General features: G+C 66.4%; 18 protein-coding genes. 13 read left to right on the top strand and 5 right to left on the bottom strand.

The features are described 5' to 3' along the window. The first annotated feature begins 16 nt into the window (after nucleotides 1-16). The 5 genes from KK488_RS03110 to KK488_RS03090 all read left to right on the top strand — a co-directional run bounded on the left by KK488_RS03110 (nucleotide 17) and on the right by KK488_RS03090 (nucleotide 4067). A complete protein-coding gene (locus KK488_RS03110) occupies nucleotides 17-844 on the top strand; it encodes a helix-turn-helix domain-containing protein (protein ID WP_214621681.1) in 828 nt (275 codons plus the stop codon). A gap of 229 nt (nucleotides 845-1073) precedes the next feature. After that, on the top strand, nucleotides 1074-1466 hold the full coding sequence (locus KK488_RS03105; RefSeq protein WP_214621680.1) for a DUF6152 family protein: 393 nt from the start codon (nucleotides 1074-1076) through the stop codon (nucleotides 1464-1466). Nucleotides 1467-1494: 28 nt separating this feature from the next. Further along, a complete protein-coding gene (locus KK488_RS03100) occupies nucleotides 1495-2250 on the top strand; it encodes a hypothetical protein (protein ID WP_214621679.1) in 756 nt (251 codons plus the stop codon). Between the two features lie 335 nt (nucleotides 2251-2585). After that, nucleotides 2586-3854: an alginate export family protein gene (locus KK488_RS03095; RefSeq protein WP_214621678.1), complete on the top strand. Its 1269-nt coding sequence runs from the start codon at nucleotides 2586-2588 to the stop codon at nucleotides 3852-3854. Nucleotides 3855-3881: 27 nt separating this feature from the next. Next, on the top strand, nucleotides 3882-4067 hold the full coding sequence (locus tag KK488_RS03090) for a hypothetical protein (RefSeq protein ID WP_214621677.1): 186 nt from the start codon (nucleotides 3882-3884) through the stop codon (nucleotides 4065-4067). A 196-nt stretch (nucleotides 4068-4263) separates the two neighbouring features. Here the strand turns inward: KK488_RS03090 and KK488_RS03085 are convergent, their stop codons facing one another. From KK488_RS03085 to KK488_RS03070, 4 genes are all read right to left on the bottom strand, one after another. After that, a complete protein-coding gene (locus tag KK488_RS03085) occupies nucleotides 4264-4467 on the bottom strand; it encodes a DUF2093 domain-containing protein (protein WP_250890033.1) in 204 nt (67 codons plus the stop codon). 2 nt (nucleotides 4468-4469) lie between these two features. Beyond that, a complete protein-coding gene (locus KK488_RS03080) occupies nucleotides 4470-5873 on the bottom strand; it encodes an NAD(P)H-dependent flavin oxidoreductase (RefSeq protein ID WP_214621676.1) in 1404 nt (467 codons plus the stop codon). A 94-nt stretch (nucleotides 5874-5967) separates the two neighbouring features. Next, nucleotides 5968-7149: a glycosyltransferase family 4 protein gene (locus KK488_RS03075; RefSeq protein ID WP_214621675.1), complete on the bottom strand. Its 1182-nt coding sequence runs from the start codon at nucleotides 7147-7149 to the stop codon at nucleotides 5968-5970. Further along, complete coding sequence (locus tag KK488_RS03070; RefSeq protein ID WP_214621674.1) at nucleotides 7146-8069, bottom strand: alpha/beta fold hydrolase; 924 nt, start codon at nucleotides 8067-8069, stop codon at nucleotides 7146-7148. Before KK488_RS03070 ends, KK488_RS03075 begins: the two co-directional genes overlap by 4 nt. A 37-nt stretch (nucleotides 8070-8106) precedes the next feature. Between KK488_RS03070 and KK488_RS03065 the strand changes: the two genes are divergently transcribed. Next, nucleotides 8107-9513: a protein adenylyltransferase SelO family protein gene (locus tag KK488_RS03065; RefSeq protein ID WP_214621673.1), complete on the top strand. Its 1407-nt coding sequence runs from the start codon at nucleotides 8107-8109 to the stop codon at nucleotides 9511-9513. A 225-nt stretch (nucleotides 9514-9738) separates the two neighbouring features. Further along, a complete protein-coding gene (locus KK488_RS03060; RefSeq protein WP_214621672.1) occupies nucleotides 9739-11169 on the top strand; it encodes a succinylglutamate-semialdehyde dehydrogenase in 1431 nt (476 codons plus the stop codon). Nucleotides 11170-11331: 162 nt separating this feature from the next. On the opposite strand, the gene KK488_RS03055 is transcribed toward KK488_RS03060, so the two are convergent. Next, complete coding sequence (locus tag KK488_RS03055; RefSeq protein WP_214621671.1) at nucleotides 11332-11781, bottom strand: VOC family protein; 450 nt, start codon at nucleotides 11779-11781, stop codon at nucleotides 11332-11334. Nucleotides 11782-11906: 125 nt separating this feature from the next. Between KK488_RS03055 and cobA the strand changes: the two genes are divergently transcribed. The 6 genes from cobA (at nucleotide 11907) to KK488_RS03025 (ending at nucleotide 17858) form a co-directional block, all read left to right on the top strand. Continuing rightward, a complete protein-coding gene (gene cobA, locus KK488_RS03050; RefSeq protein ID WP_214621670.1) occupies nucleotides 11907-12695 on the top strand; it encodes a uroporphyrinogen-III C-methyltransferase in 789 nt (262 codons plus the stop codon). Then, nucleotides 12696-12992 (top strand): DUF2849 domain-containing protein, encoded by a 297-nt coding sequence (locus KK488_RS03045; RefSeq protein ID WP_214621669.1) that lies wholly within the window; start codon nucleotides 12696-12698, stop codon nucleotides 12990-12992. 1 nt (nucleotide 12993) lies between these two features. Then, entirely contained in the window at nucleotides 12994-14625 is a 1632-nt protein-coding gene (locus KK488_RS03040) for a nitrite/sulfite reductase (protein ID WP_214621668.1), read from the top strand. Further along, nucleotides 14618-15046 carry a DUF934 domain-containing protein gene (locus KK488_RS03035; RefSeq protein WP_214621667.1) on the top strand — a complete coding sequence of 143 codons (429 nt, stop codon included), beginning with the start codon at nucleotides 14618-14620 and terminating at the stop codon, nucleotides 15044-15046. Before KK488_RS03040 ends, KK488_RS03035 begins: the two co-directional genes overlap by 8 nt. After that, complete coding sequence (locus KK488_RS03030) at nucleotides 15039-15818, top strand: phosphoadenylyl-sulfate reductase (RefSeq protein WP_214621666.1); 780 nt, start codon at nucleotides 15039-15041, stop codon at nucleotides 15816-15818. The genes KK488_RS03035 and KK488_RS03030 overlap by 8 nt, the downstream gene beginning before the upstream one ends. Nucleotides 15819-16040: 222 nt before the next feature. Beyond that, the gene (locus KK488_RS03025; protein WP_214621665.1) at nucleotides 16041-17858 is read left to right on the top strand and encodes a DUF885 domain-containing protein; all 1818 of its coding nucleotides are present in this window, start codon (nucleotides 16041-16043) and stop codon (nucleotides 17856-17858) included. Nucleotides 17859-17942: the final 84 nt, after the last annotated feature.

Here is a 17942-nt window from a genome sequence, read left to right as displayed (position 1 = left end):
GTGACGCGGTTTGCTATTGTCTCGCAGCTATGCGCCGTCCGAAGACCTCGCAGCTTATGTTCGCCGCCACTATGTCTTCGAAGCACAGCTGCCCCACGACTTCGTCCTGATCGACAAGCTGCTCTCCGAGACCGCGATCCTGCGCGTGCTCCTGCAGGGCGACTGGGCCGCTGAAATGCCGTCGGGCGAATGGTCCACGTTCGGCCCGATCCTGCTCATGGGACCAAACGGCATTCCGTGGCGCGTGCGGGTTCGTGGTCCGTTCGTGGTCGTGGGCCTGGCCTTCCGCCCGTGCGGCTGGGCCGGGCTGTTCGCCGAGCCGGCGCGCGCGATCGCCGACAATGCCGCGCCCATGCAGACATTCTGGGGTGAACTGGCCGAGCGCCTCTACCGGGAGGTCGCCGCCGCCAATGACGACGACCGCATCGTCAAGGTGATTGAGGAAATCCTGCGCGAGCGGCTCGACGTGATGCGAGGACCGCCGCCCTCCGTCGCCATGGCCCGGTTCGAGGACATCGCGCGCAACGACAGCACGATCCATGTGGCTGAGGCCGCCCGGCAGGTCGGCCTGTCCGTCCGCCAGTTCGAGCGGCATTGCTATGCGAGTTTCGGCCACAGCCCCAAGGTCGTCCTGCGCCGCAGCCGCTTCCTGGACATGGCGCAGGCGATGCGCGGCTTTTCCGAGCCGAGCGCGGAGCATCTCGCAGCCTTGCGCTATTTCGACCAGAGCCACCGCAATCGCGAGTTTCGCCACTTCTTCCAGCTGACCCCCGGTCAGTTCGAGAAGGCGACGACGCCGCTCTTTACCGCCGGCTTGAAGCTGCGCGCGGATGGGCTGGCCTGACGCGGGGGCTCTTCGTCCGATCCGCGCACTGATCGAGACATTCGATCGATCGGCGTAATTTCTTGCGAAGGTCACGAAGGTCACGGCGTTTTCAAAATAATCCGCGCGTCCCCGCTTTCGCCCCGTGCCACCGGGTGCGGCGCTTGACGGAGGGGGAGCCATTATGAGCATCGACTCTCCATGCCATGGCGCGCATGCTGTAGGACAGAGCGGCGAGGAGAGAGATGCCATGATCGGACGAACGGCCCTGGCCGTCTGCGCGATGACCCTGTTGTGCACGGGACCGGCGCGGGCACATCACAGCTTCGCAGCCTTCTTCGATCCTGACCGGCTCATCAGGATCAAGGGCACCGTCACCGATTTCCACTTCACCAATCCCCACGGCACGATCGGCCTCGACGTCCGGGGATCGGACGGCAAGGTGCAGAAGTGGCGCGCGGAGACCAACGCGCCGGTGGTGCTGATGCGGCGCGGCTGGACGCGGACCAGCGTCAAGCCGGGCGATGTCATCACCATCGAGGGCTGGAGCTCGCGCGACGGCAAGCCCTATCTGCGGCTGAAGCAGGCCTTCGATGCCAGCGGCAAGGCGATCGGCGCGCAGTTCGGCCAGACGGATAGCTGACAATGCCCGCCAGGAACCGGAGAGGCAGATGCGCGTGATACGGCGGACAATCCTGATTCTGGCGATGTGCGCCTCCCCTGCCCTCGCCGATCCGCCCGATCTCTCCGGCTTCTGGACGCTTGAGCCCGGCCCGCCCAAGGCCGGCGATCCCGCGATGATCGCCAAGCTGCCGCCCAATACGGTCGTGCTCGCCGACACCGGCATCACCGAGTTCCCCACCGGCGAGTATGGCGGCCTCAAGCCCAAGCCGGAGGCGCTGGCGAAGGCGAAGCAGTGGAAACCCCAGGACGAGATGACCCTGTCGCGCGTCTGCGCAGCGCCGTCGCTCATCTACGCCATCCAGGGGCCATTCCCGTTCGAGCTCTACCAGACCAAGGAACTGATCGTCTTCAAGTACGAGTATTTCGATCAGGTGCGCATCGTGTTCATGGACGGGCGCAAGCATCCGCCCGAGGATGCGCCGCACAGCAGGACCGGCCACTCGATCGGCCATTGGGAGGGCGACGAGCTGGTGATCGACACCACCCATTTCGAGCCGGCGACGATCACCAACAACGGCCTCGATCACGACGACAAGATCCATATGGTCGAGCGCTACAAGCTCACGCCGGACGGCAAGACGCTGATGGCGACGCAGTGGTTCGAGGACAAGGACGTGCTCGACAATAATGGCGCCCGCTTCATCCAGTGGAAGAAGAAACCCGGCGAATATGTCTTCCCCTATGACTGCGACCCGTCGCTGGCGACGCAATATCAGGAGACCAAGACGCTCGACGGCAAGTGAGAGAATCAGGCAGGCGTCGATCGACAATGGTGCAGTGCAAAAATTTCGCTTGCGCGGCGCTCCGATCGATGACAGCTTCCCCCTCGGCTCAAGCGACAGGCGCGTGGGCCGCATGATCGATCCTCCCCAACGACGGTGAGGACCGGTCCGGTTCCCCGAACGGGAGCCAACCTGGCAACGACGCCGCCCAGACGGGTCCGATGGACCTTCGTTTTGGCGGCTTTTTCTATGGCTTTTTCGGGCGAAACGGCGCGGGAGTGCGGTTTTCGCGGTGATGATCCGCGCCTCGCGCGGAGTCGTCGCCGCGCACGCCCGCCGAGCGAAGAGGGGTATGTATGCGGATCATTTCCATGGCGCTGGGTGCGTCGGTCATCGCGCTTGCCGCGCCGGCCATCGCCCAGGACATCCTATTCAAGCCGATCGTTGAGGCGCGGCTGCGCGTCGAGACGGTGGAGCAGGACGGCCCGGCGCCGATCAGCGAGGACAACGACGCCACCGCCACGACCATCCGCCTGCGCGCGGGCGGCGAGGTGTCGAGCGGGCCGTTCGCTCTGCTCGCCGAGAGCGAGGGCACGCTGGCGCTCGACGAGCATTACAACAGCGGCGTCAACGGCAAGACCAGCCTGCCGATCATCGCCGACCCCGAGACGGTCGAGCTCAACCGCCTCCAGATCCAGTACCGCACCAAGCCGCTGGTCGTGACGATCGGCCGGCAGCGCATCAACCTGGACGACCAGCGCTTCGTCGGTGCGGTCGGCTGGCGGCAGAACGAGCAGAGCTTCGACGCCGCCCGCATCGAATATATGGGCATCAGGAACCTGAAGATCGACTTCACTTATGCGATCGCCGCGCAGACGATCTGGGGCATTGACGGCGGCAGGTTCGGCGCGACCAACCGGCCGACCCGGATCGAGGGCAGCAATCTCTTCGCGACCGTCGCCTATGCGACCAAGGCCGGCACGCTGACCGGCTTCGCCTATCTGGTCGACGAGGACGAACCGGTGGTGGCCCTGCAGCGCAACTCTAGCCAGACATTCGGCCTGCGCTTCGCCGGTGCCCGGCCGTTCAGCAAGACAGTGAAGCTGAGCTATGCGGCAAGCTATGCGCGCCAGACCGACGCGACCGACAATCCGGTGCGCTACGCGGCCGACTATGCCGCCGCCGAGCTGGGGCTGGACGTCAGCAAGATCAGGCTGACCGCGGGTTACGAGCTGCTCGGATCGGACGCGGGCGCGACCGGCATCGCAGGCGGCTATGCCTTCCAGACGCCGTTCGCGACCCTGCACAAGTTCAACGGCTGGGCCGACAAGTTCCTGACCACGCCCGCGACCGGCCTCCAGGATTATTATGCCGGCATCACCTACACGCTGCCGAAGCTCGGCAAGACGGGACCGCTCGCCGCGAGCGTCGCGGTCCACCGCTATGACAGCGACCGTGACAAGATCCATTATGGCGACGAATATGATGCCCAGCTCTCACTCAAGCTCGACAAGCGCCTGACCGCGCTCGTCAAATATGCCGACTATCGGCGCAAGGGGATCGCCAGCTTCACGGGCGATGCCGACACCCGGAAGTTCTGGGCGCAGCTGGACTATGCGTTTTGAGCGAAACGCCGCGCCGGAATCGATCGAGTGGGTCGATCAATCCCGCGCAGCAATCTTCCGAAGGTCACGAAGGTCACGAAGGTCACGGTGGCGCCGAAATTATTTTTCTCCGAATTTGCCGAATTGCGGCGCCTGGAGGGATGCCTGATCGAGAAAAGTGATTTCACGGATGAGAAAGAGCTTGTCCGTCCTGGCATGGCGCGCGGGTTGTAGGACAGGCTTTTCGGGGAACGCGGATTGGCGAAAGACGCCCCCCTCCACCTTAAGCAATCCGTTCGCTTCGAGCGCAGGGTCGAGCTTGTCGAGACCCGTAGTCGAGAAGGATGGCGCTGCGGTGCCGTTCTCGACAGCCGTCTCGACTTCGCTCGACGGCCGCTCGAACCGAACGGAAGTTTTGATCAGGCCGTCGTCAGACCCCGGCCAGCGCCCTGGTCGCTTCGACCGCGCTGCGATAGGCCTCCTGCCGCGCCTCGCTCCAGTAAGCGAGTTCGCTGAGGGGGATCTCGACGCCGCTCACCGCGCAGATGACGAAGCGGCCGGGGCGGATGACCTGATAGTCAGCCGCCCGATAGCGCAGGATCGCGAGGCCGGGCATGTCGGGCGCGCGCATCATGCTCAATCTCCGGTCAGGATGCGGTCGACGAGCTGCTTCACGGTCGGCACGAAACCGTTCGAATAGAACGGATCCTGCTTGAACCGGTAGGCGGCATGACCGGCGAAGACGAGATTGCGGTCCATGTCGCCGGCATGCACGGCGTCCTGCAGCGTCTTCTGGATACAGAAGCTGCGCGGATCGGCGAGGCGGCCGGTCGAGAAATCGTCATGATCCTTCCACGACGAGAAGCCGCAATGGGAGAGGCAGCCCATGCAATCGGCCTGGTCCTTGCGGATGATCGCGCGATCCTCGTCGGTGACGAAGACCAGCGTATTGTCCGGCGTCTTGAGCGCGCTGGTATAGCCCTGCAGCACCCATTCGCGCGCGCGCAGCAGATCGTTGCGCGTCACCCAGAAGTTGCGGCCTTTGACGCCGACGTCGAGCTGGTGGGTATGGTCGCCCGCTTCCTCCATGGAGAAGGCGATCTGCCGCTCCGAGCGCGCCTCGAGATCGCGCAGGAAGGGGTTGCGGATCGCAGAGGAATAGAAGCCGGTCGGCGAGAAGCGGTGGAGCAGGATGTCGCCCTCGTCGAGCGTGGTGAGCTTCTCCTTCCACGCCTGCGGGATCGGGCTCTCCTGCGTCAGCAGCGGGCGCGTGCCGAACTGGAAGGCGATCGCGCCGAGCTCGGGATTGTCGATCCAGTGATCCCATTCGCGCAGATGCCAGACGCCGCCGGCCATCACGATGGGCACGTCGTCGCTGATGCCGCCCTCGCGCATCGTGTCGCGCAGCGCCTTGACGCGGGGATAGGGATCTTCCGGCTTGGCCGGATCCTCGGCATTCGACAGGCCGTTATGGCCGCCGGCCAGCCAGGGATCCTCATAGACCACGGCCGCCAGCCACTCCGCCGCCTTGTGATAGGCGCGCTTCCACAGCGCGCGGAAGGCGCGGCCGGAGCTGACGATAGGGAGATAGTTGACGTTGTGCTCGGCAGCGATCTCGCTCAGCTTGTAGGGCATGCCGGCGCCGCAAGTGACGCCCGCCACCATGCCCCTGGTGCGCTCCAGCACGCCCTGCAGCACACGCTGCGCGCCGCCCATCTCCCAGAGCACATTGATGTTGATCGCGCCCTTGCCGCCGGCAATCTCGAAGGCCTTCTTGACCTGCTGCACGGCGCCCTCGATGGCGTAAGCAATCAGCTCTTCATGGCGCAGCGCACGGGTGCGGCCATGGTAGATCTGCGGAATGAGGTTGCCGTTCTCGTCATAGCTGTCGGCATTGACCGCGGAGACCGTGCCGATACCGCCGGCGGCGGCCCAGGCCCCTGAACTCATGTGATTCGAGACCGCAACGCCCTTGCCGCCTTCGATAATCGGCCACACCTCGCGACCGCCATAGACGATCGGCTTCAAGCCCTTGAACAATTGTCACTCCTCAGTCGCCCCTTCGCGCCGCCGTCCGGGTCGGCGCGAATTGCGCCCTTTAGCAGCATTTTGGCGGAACGGCGCGTAAAATCGGTCACCGGCCTTCTCCGGCGGAACTCTCCGCCGGTTCCACGCCGATCACGCTGGCATAGAGGCGCTCGTAGAGCGTGAACATCACGCTCTCGTCGAAGCATTGCAGCGCGCGCCGGCGATTTGCCTCGCCGATCCGCGCGCGCAGATCGGCATCGGCGGCCAGCTTCTCGAGCCCGGCGCGGAAATCGGACAGTGCATCGGCCTCGACCACGAACGGCCGGTTGCTCGCCGCGACCATCGCCGAGACGTCGCCGACATTGGTCGAGACGACCGGCAGCCCCGCCGCCATCGCCTCGACCAGCGAGATGGGGAATTGCTCGCTGTCCGACGACAAGGCGAAAATATCGAAAACGCCGACATAGTCCTGCGGGCGCGGGAGGAAGCCGGGCATGACGATGTCGGTCATGCCGAACGAGGCGGCCTCGGCCAGGATCGCCTCACGCTCCTCGCCATCGCCGACGATGACGAGGCGCAGGCGATCCTTGAGCGGGGCAACGGCGCGCACCAGCCGGCGGAGATTCTTGACCGGGCGCAGCCCCGCAAGCGTGCCCACGATCAGGCGCCCGTCCGGCTCCAGGCCGGGAATGGCGCTGGCCGGACGGCGGCCGGCATAGGCGGCGACGTCGATGCCGTTGGGAATCTGGTGGACCTTCTCCGGCCGCTGGCCCCACTCCTTCTGCGCGATATGCGCCAGCTCGTTGGACGGCACGACCAGCGCCCGGGCCCCGGCCAGGGCGATGCGGCGATAACGGTTGCGAACCGGGTCGCGCGCCACCGCTTCGTCCGCGTTGAAGCCGTCCTCGTGATGGACCAGCGGCGGCAGACCCTTGATCCGGCGGAACAGGCGATGGGCCATGACGCCGTCCATCGCACCCCAGTTGAAGCTCACCACCAGATCGTAGCGGCGCATGAGGCGCGCGAGGGCATGCAACTTGGCGAACGAGGGCGGACCGCCGAGGCGTGGACCGTCGAGGAACCGATAGGACACAGCGGGGTCGATGCCGGCCGCGGCGGCGGTCGCGGCCGGATCGCCGAGCAATATATCGTGGCTCAGGCGCTCGCCCCAATGGTTCATCAGGCGCACGACGCGCGCTTCCTTGCCGCCTTGCAGGAAGGTGCCGTGGAGCTGGAGGATACGAAGCGGGCCCTCCGCATCCTTCCGGCGCGAGCGCTTGGCGCTCATGGCCCGGGACCCGGCCCGGTCTCGATCCGACCAGGCTCGCTCAGCGCGGTCTCGCCTGGAACCGCCTCGATCCGGGCAAGCAGGCGATCGATCGCCGCCACCGAATCCGGCTCCTCCAGCGTGGGCGTATGCCCGACGCCGGGCACGGTGACGAGGTCGAGCTGCGGCAGGCTGGCTTCCATCGCCCGCGCCGTTTCGGGTGCGAGCAGATCGCTCAATTCGCCGCGCAGCAGGGTGAGCGGCAGGTCGCCGAACGCCTTGTAGGCCGGCCAGAGATCGACCCCGGCCGCGCCGCCCGGCACGCGAAACGGCTCGGCGATGCGCTGGTCGTAATCGAGCACGATGCGGCCCTGGCTGGTCAGCCGATAGAGCCGCTTGGCATAGCGCAGCCAGTCGGCGAGGCGATATTTGGGATAGATCATCCCCTGCAGCTCGGCCACGGCGCGCGCGGCATGGACCCAGGTCGGCTGCGCGCTGCCGGTGCCGACGAACTTCTGGATGCGCGCGAGGCCCTCGGGCGCCAGGTCCGGACCGATGTCGTTGAGCAGGGCGCCGGCGAGACAGCCGCGCCGTGTCGCCGCGATCAGCATCAGCATGATGCCGCCAAGCGAGGTGCCAAAGCCGATGATCTTCGGCACCGCCAGTTCCTCCAGCAGCGCGCCGATATCCTGCAGATAGACGAGCGGGACGTAGCTCATCGGATCCTTGGCATAGGCGCTCTCGCCCCTGCCGCGCAGCTCGACGCAGATGATCCGCCAGTCGCCGGCGAGCCGATCGGCCACCGCCTCGAAATCGCGCGCGTTGCGGGTCAGGCCGGGGAGGCAGAGGATCGGCGGGCGGTCATCGCGCCCGGGATAGTCCCGATAATGGAGGCGCAGACCATCCTGCGACCACCAATATTTGTCCTCATAGCCCGCCAAGCTTGATCCTTTCCCCGCCTGAAGCCCATATCAGGCCATGGACGACGCAATGCCAACAGATAATTACCACCCAGAACGCGCGATCGACGAAATCGTCGACTTCATCGCCGATCGGGTGAAGCCGGCGGACTTCCCGGCGCATATCCTGAGGTTCCGCAACGACCGCGCGGCGGCGAGCGTGGGGCTGGATGGATCCGACGATGCGGCATGGATCGCGCATTACGGACGGTTCGAGCCGCTGCCCGATGCCCAGCCGGAGCCGCTGGCGCTGCGCTATCACGGCCATCAGTTCCGCGTCTATAATCCGGACCTGGGAGACGGGCGCGGCTTTCTCTTCGCGCAGTTGCGCGAGAGCATGGACGCCGGCGGACGGCTGCTCGACCTCGGCACCAAGGGATCGGGCCTGACGCCGTGGAGCCGCACGGCCGACGGGCGCCTGACGCTCAAGGGCGGCGTGCGCGAGATCCTCGCGACGGAGATGCTGGAGGCGCTGGGCGTGACGACGTCGCGGACCTTCTCGCTGATCGAGACCGGCGAGCAGCTGGTGCGCGGCGACGAGCCCTCGCCGACGCGCTCGGCCGTGCTGGTGCGCCTGAGCCACGGCCACATCCGCATCGGCAGTTTCCAGCGGCTGGCGACGCTGGGCCTGGCCGACGAGACGCGGCGGCTGGTGGCCTATTCGCTCAAGCATCTGCTGGTGCTGGAGCCCGGCGACAATCCGGCGCTGACTCTGCTCGAGGCGGTGATGTCCCGTGCCGCCGATCTCGCCGCGAGCTACATGGTGGCGGGATTCGTGCACGGCGTGCTCAACAGCGACAATATCGCGATCACCGCGGAGAGCTTCGACTATGGGCCGTGGCGCTTCACGCCGCGATGGATGCCGGGCTTTACCGCCGCCTATTTCGACCAGAACGGCCTCTACGCCTTCGCGCGGCAAGCCGAGGCGATCCACTGGAACCTGGCGCAGCTGGCGCAGTCGCTGACGGACATGGCGGAAACCGAGGCGCTGATCGAGATATTGCGGCGTTATCCCGCGCTCTATGAGGAGCGGCTGATCGCGCGCTTTCTTTGGCGCATCGGCTTCACGGCGGACGATCCGGCGGCGGCGCGGGCGTTCGTGGTCGCGGCCGTGGAGGCGCTGATGGGGAGCGAGGTGCTGATCGACCGCTTCTTCTTCGACTGGCGGCGCGGGGATCATGATGCGGCCGACTATGAAGGCGCGGCCTGGGACAAGTCACGGGCTGCGCTTGACGGGCTGACCCTGCGGCCCGGCGCAACCGACCACGCCTATTGGCGCGGCGAGGCGCCCTGCTCGATGCATATCGACGAGGTGGAGGCGATCTGGGCGGCGATCGCCGAGCGGGACGACTGGACGCCGCTGGCGGAAAAGGTGGCGGCGGTGCGGGCGATGGGCGAGGCGCACGCGGGTTTTCCTCGCCCCTGAAAGGGGAGAGGATAGGGAAGCTTGCCGACGAAGGAGGCTAGCGGAGCTTGGAGAGGGGTATTGGCGTGACGTCACAGCCCCCTCTCCAACTGCGCCTAGGCGCTTCCAGCGCCAAGGCTTCGTATCCTCTCCCCCTTCCGGGGCGAGGAGAAGGTCGGCGTCACTTCACCGCATCCCACCGCACCGTAAATCCGCTATCAACCAATTGGCGCGCATAAACGGCTCATGTCCGACCCCATCCAATCCTTCGAGCCGGCGACGGGCGCGCTGCTCTGGGAAGCGCAGCCCAGCGATGTCGCGGCGCAGGTGGCGCTGGTCGAGCGCTGCCAGCCGGCCTGGGCGGCGATGCCCTCCTCCTACCGCATCGAGACGATCCGGCGTTTCGCGAACGGGGTACGCGCGGCAGAAGACTCCCTCGCCGAGCTGATCGCGCGCGAGACGGGGCGGCCGCTCTGGCATGCCCGCAGCGAGGTGATCGAGCTGGTCGAGCGGATCGACAGGGCGATCGGCGCCTTTTCCGAGCGCGCCGGCCAGCGCCGGCTGGAAGGCGCGCTCGGCGCCCGCATGGCGCTGCGTCACAAGCCGCACGGCGTCATGGCGGTGATCGGCCCGCACGTCATGCCCGTCCGCATTCCGGCCGACCATATCGTACCTGCCCTGCTCGCCGGGAACGGCGTGGTCTTCAAGCCTTCCGAAAAGGCGCCTGCGACCGGCGAGATGCTGGTGTCACTGATGCGCGAGGCGGGCATTCTCGACGATCTCGTCCAGTGCGTGATCGGCGGCGCGGACGCCGGCAAGGCGCTGGTCGCGGACGAGCGGGTGCGCGGCGTGCTGTTCACTGGCGCCACCCACACCGGCCTTGGCATCGCGCGCAGCAGCGCGGGAAAGCCGGGCAAGCTGCTGGCTCTGGAAATGGGCGGCAACAACCCGATCATCGCCTGGGACACGCCGGACATTGCCGGCGCGGCGGCGCTGATCGTGCAATCGGCCTTCAGCGCCAGCGGGCAGCATTGCCTCGCGGGACGGCGCCTGATCGTGCGCGATATGCTGCGCGATCCGCTGGTCGAGGAGGTCAAGGCGCTCGCCGATCGCCTGATCATCGACGCCCCCTTCGCCGATCCCACGCCCTTCATGGGGCCGGTGATCGACATGGAGACGGCCGACGGTCTCACCGAGAGCTTCCTCTATCTGATGAGCAATGGCGGCAGGCCGATCAAGCATATGCAGCGACCGATGGGCGACCTGCCCTTCGTGACGCCGGCGATCATCGACGTGACGGCGATGCGCGAGCGACCCGATGTCGAGCTGTTCGGCCCACTGCTGCAGGTCGTCAGCGTCGAGAGCTTCGAGGCGGCGATCGCCGAGGCCAACAACACGCGCTACGGCCTGTGCGCGACCTTGATCGGCGGCAGCCCGGAGCAATATGATCGCTTCTGGTCGAACAGCCAGGCCGGCATCGTCAACTGGAACCGCCCCTCCTTCACCGTCGCGCCCAATGCCCCGGTCGGCGGCATCGGCCTCTCCGGCAATCATCGCGCCAGCGGCCATTATGCGGCGGACTTCTGCGCCTATCCGGTGGTGTCGGCGGAGATGGACACGCCACGGGCGAACATCGGCATCGGGCTGAAGCAGATCGAGATCGTGGCGGATCGCTAGCTCCTTCTCCCGCAAGCGGGAGAAGGATACGGAGCCTTGACGCCGGAGGCGGCTAGGCGAAGTTGGATGAGGGTCTTTCTTTAAAACGCGAGGCCCACAAGACCCTCACCCTCCCATCGCTTCGCGATGGGCCCCGCCCTCTCCGGCTTGCGGGAGAGGGAATTATTGCCCCTCCCGATCCTTCTTCAGCCGCGCGCGCCTTTTCTCCTTCTCGACGAAATGCATCGCTTCCAGCTTGAGCCCGTCGGGATCGCGGAAGAAGACCGCGTAGTAGCCCTCGCCATAGCTCGGATAGGCTGCGGGCGGATCGACGATCTCGACATTCTGGGTCAGAAGATAGCGGTACAGCGCATCCACTTCCTCGCGGGCACCGAGCTCGAAGGCGTAATGATGATAGCCGATGCCGCCCTCATGATGCGGGTGCTTCATCCCTTCGGGATCGGCCTGGGTGATCCAGAACATGGTCTCCCAATTGTTCCAGCCGACCACCTCGCCGAACTCCCATTCGCGCTCGAAGCCCATGAAGCCGAGCAGATGGTCGTAGAAGCGCTTCGAGCGCGCGAGATCGCTGACGCGGATGGCAAGATGATCGATGCCGACGACGCGCACCATGACTGGCCTCCCTCCCTGATTTTTCCTATCATCCGGACAATCGCCGCCGCCACAAAAGTTTCCCTACGGCCAGCTAAAGCAAGCGTCGGTTGCGGCTTGACGACAGGATAAGCATCTAGCGCTCCATGGCGAACCCTGAGTCCTTCATGCCGGGAACGGTCTATCTTGTCGGTGCGGGTCCGGGTGATCCGGAGTTGCTGACCTTGCGCGCCGCGCGGCTGATCGGCGCGGCGCGGCTGATCGTGCATGACGGGCTGGTCGATCCGGCGATTCTCGCGCTGGCGCGCGATGATGCGGAACTGGTCTCGGTCGCCAAGCAGCGCTCGCGCCATTCGATGAGCCAGGACGCGATCAATAGCCTGCTGGTGAGCGAAGCGCTGTGCGGGCGCGACGTCGTGCGCCTCAAGGGCGGCGATCCCTTCATCTTCGGGCGCGGCGGCGAGGAAGTCGATGCCTGCCGCGAGGCCGGTGTCCCGGTGGAGGTGGTGCCCGGCATCAGCGCGGCGATCGGCGGCGGGGCGAGCGCGCGGCTCCCCCTCACCCATCGCGACCATGCCAGCATCGTCAGCTTCGTCGCGGGCCAGTGCAAGGGGCTTTCGGCGCAGAACTGGGCCGGGCTTGCCGGCGCCGGTCGCACATTGGTCATCTATATGGGCCTCGCCACGGCGCATGACATTGCCGAGAAGCTGATGCGCGACGGCCTGTCGCCGCAGACGCCGGTCGCGGTGATCGAGAATGCGACGCGCGCCGACCAGCGCGTGTTGCGCTCGCTGCTCGCCGATCTTGGCGATCTCGTGACGCGCCATGAGGTGAAAAGCCCCGGCCTCATCGTCGTCGGTGACGTCGTGCAGCATGCCGATGCACTCGACTGCCTGCCCCGACATCCTCTCGCAGCCATTGGAGCGCCCCAGTAAATGAATATCCTGACCGGCAATGATCTCGCGACGGGCGACGTCACCTGGTGGACCGGCGAGGGCTGGTCGATCCATGTGAACGACGCCGTCGACGTCGGCGACAAGGGCGAGGAAATTGCCCAGGCCGAACTCGCCGCGCGCCGCGTCAACGAGGCCTATGTGATCGAGGCCACAGCCGGCGCCGACGGCATCCGCCCGGCCCACATCAAGGACCGCATCCGCGCGCTCGGCCCGACCGTGCGCCTCGACCTGAGCTTGAAACCGGCCGACCCAAGCGCCGGCAACTGGGTGATCTGACATGTATCAGTACGACAAATATGATCAGGCCATGGTCGACGCCCGCGTCGCCGAGTTTCGCGACCAGACGCAGCGCCGCCTCGCCGGCCAGCTGACCGAGGCGCAGTTCCGCCCGCTGCGGCTGATGAACGGCCTCTACCTGCAGCTCCACGCTTACATGCTGCGCGTCGCGGTGCCCTATGGCACGCTCTCCTCGAAGCAGATGAAGATGCTCGCCCACATCGCGCGCAAATATGACCGCGACTATGGGCATTTCACGACGCGGCAAAACATCCAGTATAACTGGATCAAGCTCTCCGACGCGCCGGACATTCTCGCCGATCTCGCCAGGGTCGAGATGCATGCCATCCAGACCTCGGGCAATTGCATCCGCAACATCTCGTCCGACCAATATGCCGGCGTCGCTGCCGACGAGATCGCCGATCCGCGGCCGCTCGCCGAGCTGCTGCGGCAATGGTCGAGCTTCCACCCCGAGTTCACCTATCTGCCGCGCAAGTTCAAGATCGCGGTGATTTCGAGCAAGCAGGATCGCGCGGCGATGCGCCTGCACGACATCGGCATCGAGCTGGTCGAGAAGGACGGGGTCGTCGGTGCGAAGATATTCGTTGGCGGCGGCATGGGGCGCACCCCGATGATCGCGCCGGAAATCCGCGACTTCGTGCCGTTCAGCGAGGTCGTCTCCTATCTGGAGGCGTGCCTGCGCGTGTACAACCGCCACGGCCGGCGCGACAACAAGTACAAGGCGCGCATCAAGATCCTCGTCCACGAGATGGGCAAGGAGGAATATACCCGCCAGGTCGAGGAAGAGTTCGCGCACATGAAGACGCTCGGACTCGATCCGCCGGTGGCCGAGCTGGAGCGGATCGCCGCGCATTTCGCGCCGCCGCCCTACGAGATCGGGCTCTCCGACGAGATCGACCTGTCCGACCGTGACTTTGCCGTCTGGGTCGACAGCCAGGTCGCGCCGCACAAGCAGCCCGGCTATGCGATCGTCAACATCAGCCTGAAGCCGATCGGCGGCATTCCGGGTGATGCGAGTTCCGCGCAGATCGACCTGATCGCCGAGCTCGCCGCGCAATACAGCTTCGACGAGCTGCGCGTGACCCACGCGCAGAACATCGTGCTGGCGCATGTGAAGAAGGCCGATCTCTACGCGCTGTGGAAGGCGCTGGAGGCGGCCGATCTCGGCACCGCCAATCTCGACCTGATCAGCGACATCATCGCCTGCCCGGGCCTCGATTATTGCAGCCTCGCCAATGCCCGCTCGATCCCGGTGGCGCAGAAGATCGCGCAGCGGTTCAGCGACATCGGCCGGCAGAAGGAGCTGGGCGAATTGAAGCTCAAGATCAGCGGCTGCATCAACGCCTGCGGTCATCACCATGCCGGCAACATCGGCATCCTGGGTGTCGACCGGAAAGGCGTGGAGAATTACCAGCTGCTGCTCGGCGGATCGGGCGCGGAGGATGTCAGCCTCGGCCAGATCACCGGCCCCGGCTTCGATGAGAATGGCATCGTCGACGCGGTCGAGAAAGCCACGGAGGTCTATCTCGCCAACCGCACCGAGGGCGAGCGCTTCGTCGACACCTACCGCCGGATCGGCATGGCCCCGTTCAAGGAAGCTCTCTATGCTTGAGTTTTACACCCTGCGCGAAGGCGGCGAGGCGGCCGAGCTGCCCGCAGTGACGCTGGAGGCCTTTGCCGGCCAGAGCAATGCGACGGCGGTGCGCATCGAGCCGGGCGAGGATGCGCGCGCGCTGTTGCCCCATCTCGATCAGGTCGCTCTGGTCGAGGTCAATTTCCCGGTGTTCGGCGACGGGCGCGGCTATTCGGCGGCACGCATCCTGCGCGAGGCAGGCTATACGGGCGAGCTGCGTGCGGTCGGCGATGTGCTGGTCGACCAGATCAGCCACATGGTCCGCTGCGGCTTCGACAGCTTCGCGCCCGACAAGCCGCTCGATCCGGCGCTGATCGAGCAGGCCTTCACGATCTTCCCCAACCGTTATCAGAAGACGGTCGACCCCACCGTTCCGATCTGGGCGTTGCGGCATGGCTGAGGCCGCGCGCATCGTCGACCGGATCGATGCCCGGCCGCGCTGGACGCAGGCGGAGGCGGACGCGCTCAATGCGCGCTTCGCGGGCGTCGACGCCGGCACGATGCTCAAGACCCTGTTCGCGGAAGGGTCGCTCGGTCGCGTCGCCGTCGTCTCCTCCTTCGGGACGGAGAGCGCGGTGCTGCTGCATCTGGTCGCGGAGGCGGACAGGAATATCCCGGTCATCTTCGTCGACACGCTCAAGATGTTCCCCGAGACGCTCGACTATCGCGACACGCTGATCGGGCGGCTCGGCTTCACCGACAGCCAGGTGGTGACGCCGCTGCCGGACGTGATCGCCGCCAAGGACGAAAAGGGCCTGCGCTGGTCCTACGACCCCGACGGCTGCTGCGAGATCCGCAAGGTCGAGCCGCTGGCGCGCGCCAAGAACGGGCTCGACGCCTGGATCAGCGGGCGCAAGGCCTTCCAGTCGCAGACCCGCCAGAACCTGCCCCGCTTCGAGATCGAGGACGGGCGCCTCAAGATCAATCCGCTCGGCGACTGGGACAAGGCCGCGCTCGAAGCCTATTTCGACGCGCACGACCTGCCCCGCCATCCGCTGGAATCGCAGGGCTATCTCTCGATCGGGTGCGAGCCCTGCACGAGCAAGGTGATGCCCGGCGAAGATCCGCGCGCGGGCCGCTGGCGCGGCTGGGACAAGGTCGAGTGCGGCATCCACACCATCTCGACGCCGCTTGCCGATCCGGAAGACCCGGCCAACCTGCCGGTGTTCTGAGGACTCATTCCTCCCCAAGCTTGCTTGGGGAGGGGGACCGCGAAGCGGTGGAGGGGAAGTCGCGTAAGCGATCGGGGCCGCGCCATTTCCCCTCCACCAGCTGCGCTGGTCCCCCTCCCCATCTACGATGGGGAGGAACTTGTCCCCGCTCCGTCGTTCCCGCTGGACAGCGTCGCTCCATGCCCTAGGCTGGCGTTCCATCCCATCCGATGGAGTTTCCGCATGGATCGCCGCGATTTCCTGCTCAGCACGGCCGCCACGACGCTGGCCGCGCTCTCGACCCGTGTCCTCGCGCAAGGCGCCCCGGCCGGGGACACGACGCCCGCGCTCAACGCCGCCTTCGACCAGGTCTTCAACCTGCAGATCGACAGCTCGCCGGAATCCGCGACCGCGCTCGGCCTCGACAAGGGCCCGCGCGCGGCGATGAAGGCAAAGCTCGACGACAACAGCCTCGCCGCCGTTCAGGACAATCTGGCCCTCACCCGGAGATCGCTGGCCATTCTCGACGCTTTCAAGGACCAGCCGCTGACCGACAAGGACCAGCTCAACCTGGCCTGCATTCGCTATTCGCAAGAGCGCGACCTGATCGCACCGGAGAAATACGACCTCGCCTCAATCGCGCGGCCTTACCGCATCTTCCAGCAGGGCGGCGCCTATTTTGAACTGCCTGACTTCCTCAACAGTTCGCATCCGATCGCGACGAAGGAAGATTGTGACGCCTATCTGGCGCGGCTCGAGGCACTCGCCACCGTGCTCGACAATGACAGCGCCGTGCAGAAGGCCTATGCGGCGCGCGGCGTACTGGCGCCGGGCTGGTCGCTCGACCTGACGCTCGGCCAGATGCGCGCGCTGCGCGGGCAGCCGGCGGCCGGCTGCTCGATGACGACCTCGCTCGCCGAGCGCGCCGCCAAGGCCGGCATCGCCGGCGACTGGGCGGCGCAGGCGAGCAAGATCATCGCGGACAAGGTCTATCCCGCGCTCGACCGGCAGATCGCGCTGATCGAGCAACTCAAGCCGACCACGCTCGCGGGCGATGGCGTCTGGCGCCTGCCCAAGGGCGATGCGCTCTATGCCGATGCGCTGGCGCTCGGCACCACCACGACGATGACGCCGGAGGAAGTCCATCAGATGGGCCTCGATCAGGTTCGCGACATCAGCGCGCAGCTTGACGCCATCCTCAAGGCCAACGGGCTGACGCAAGGCTCGGTCGGCGCCCGGCTGACCGCGCTCAACAAACGGCCTGACCAGCTTTATCCGGACAGCGCGGAGGGGCGCGCGGCGCTGATCAAGAGCCTCAATGACGACTATCTCAGGGTCAAGGCGCTGCTGCCGCGCGCCTTCGCCAATCCGAGCAATGCGCCGCTGGAGATTCGCGCGGTCCCGGTCGAGATCCAGGATGGCGCCTCCAACGGCTATTATCGCCGCGCCGCGCTCGACGGTTCGCGCCCGGCCATCTATTTCATCAACCTCAAGGATGTCGGCGACTGGCCGAAATATGGCCTGCCCTCGCTGACCTATCACGAGGGCTCGCCGGGTCACCATCTGCAGATCTCGACGATGCAGGAGGCCGGCGCCCTGCCGATCCTGCGCCGAGTCGGCGGCTACAGCGCCTATAGCGAAGGCTGGGCGCTCTATGCCGAGCAGCTTGCGGACGAGCTGGGCGCCTATCGCACGCCGCTCGACCGGGCCGGCTATCTCCAGTCCTTCCTGTTCCGCGCAGCGCGGCTGGTGGTCGACACCGGCATCCACGCCAAGCGCTGGAGCCGCGAGCAGGCGACCCAATATATGGTCGACATCACCGGCTTCGCCCAGCCGCGCAGCCAGCGCGAGGTCGAGCGCTACTGCACCCAGCCGGGCCAGGCCTGCAGCTACAAGGTCGGCCACGCCGCCTGGACCCGGGCACGGGCGAAGGCGCAGGCGACGCTTGGGACGAAATTCGACCTGAAGGCCTTCCACGAGGTGCTGAAAGACGGCGCGATGCCGCTGACGATCCTGGAAGCGCGGATCGAGGCCCGGACGAAGGCGGCGATGAAGGGATGAGCTCGTCCCCCTCCCGCGCGCGGGAGGGGCTAGGGGTGGGCCGGCAACACCTCAAGATCCGTCCCACGCTGCTCCGTTGACTGC

It is taken from the genome of Sphingobium nicotianae (assembly GCF_018603885.1).
In the GTDB taxonomy this organism is placed as follows: domain Bacteria; phylum Pseudomonadota; class Alphaproteobacteria; order Sphingomonadales; family Sphingomonadaceae; genus Sphingobium; species Sphingobium nicotianae.
The sequence above is the reverse complement of the archived record's forward strand: the minus strand, read 5'-3'. Positions and strand labels throughout refer to the sequence as shown.

What these genes read in the sequence shown, in the direction of transcription:
- KK488_RS03030 (WP_214621666.1), top strand. Translation starts at nt 15,039, where the DNA reads ATGGCTGAGGCCGCGCGCATCGTCGACCGGATCGATGCCCGGCCGCGC.
- KK488_RS03040 (WP_214621668.1), top strand. Translation starts at nt 12,994, where the DNA reads ATGTATCAGTACGACAAATATGATCAGGCCATGGTCGACGCCCGCGTC.
- KK488_RS03095 (WP_214621678.1), top strand. Translation starts at nt 2,586, where the DNA reads ATGCGGATCATTTCCATGGCGCTGGGTGCGTCGGTCATCGCGCTTGCC.
- KK488_RS03075 (WP_214621675.1), bottom strand. Translation starts at nt 7,149, where the DNA reads ATGAGCGCCAAGCGCTCGCGCCGGAAGGATGCGGAGGGCCCGCTTCGT.
- KK488_RS03100 (WP_214621679.1), top strand. Translation starts at nt 1,495, where the DNA reads ATGCGCGTGATACGGCGGACAATCCTGATTCTGGCGATGTGCGCCTCC.
- KK488_RS03055 (WP_214621671.1), bottom strand. Translation starts at nt 11,781, where the DNA reads ATGGTGCGCGTCGTCGGCATCGATCATCTTGCCATCCGCGTCAGCGAT.
- KK488_RS03035 (WP_214621667.1), top strand. Translation starts at nt 14,618, where the DNA reads ATGCTTGAGTTTTACACCCTGCGCGAAGGCGGCGAGGCGGCCGAGCTG.
- KK488_RS03045 (WP_214621669.1), top strand. Translation starts at nt 12,696, where the DNA reads ATGAATATCCTGACCGGCAATGATCTCGCGACGGGCGACGTCACCTGG.
- KK488_RS03085 (WP_250890033.1), bottom strand. Translation starts at nt 4,467, where the DNA reads ATGATGCGCGCGCCCGACATGCCCGGCCTCGCGATCCTGCGCTATCGG.
- KK488_RS03065 (WP_214621673.1), top strand. Translation starts at nt 8,107, where the DNA reads ATGGACGACGCAATGCCAACAGATAATTACCACCCAGAACGCGCGATC.
- KK488_RS03060 (WP_214621672.1), top strand. Translation starts at nt 9,739, where the DNA reads ATGTCCGACCCCATCCAATCCTTCGAGCCGGCGACGGGCGCGCTGCTC.
- KK488_RS03105 (WP_214621680.1), top strand. Translation starts at nt 1,074, where the DNA reads ATGATCGGACGAACGGCCCTGGCCGTCTGCGCGATGACCCTGTTGTGC.
- KK488_RS03025 (WP_214621665.1), top strand. Translation starts at nt 16,041, where the DNA reads ATGGATCGCCGCGATTTCCTGCTCAGCACGGCCGCCACGACGCTGGCC.
- cobA (WP_214621670.1), top strand. Translation starts at nt 11,907, where the DNA reads ATGGCGAACCCTGAGTCCTTCATGCCGGGAACGGTCTATCTTGTCGGT.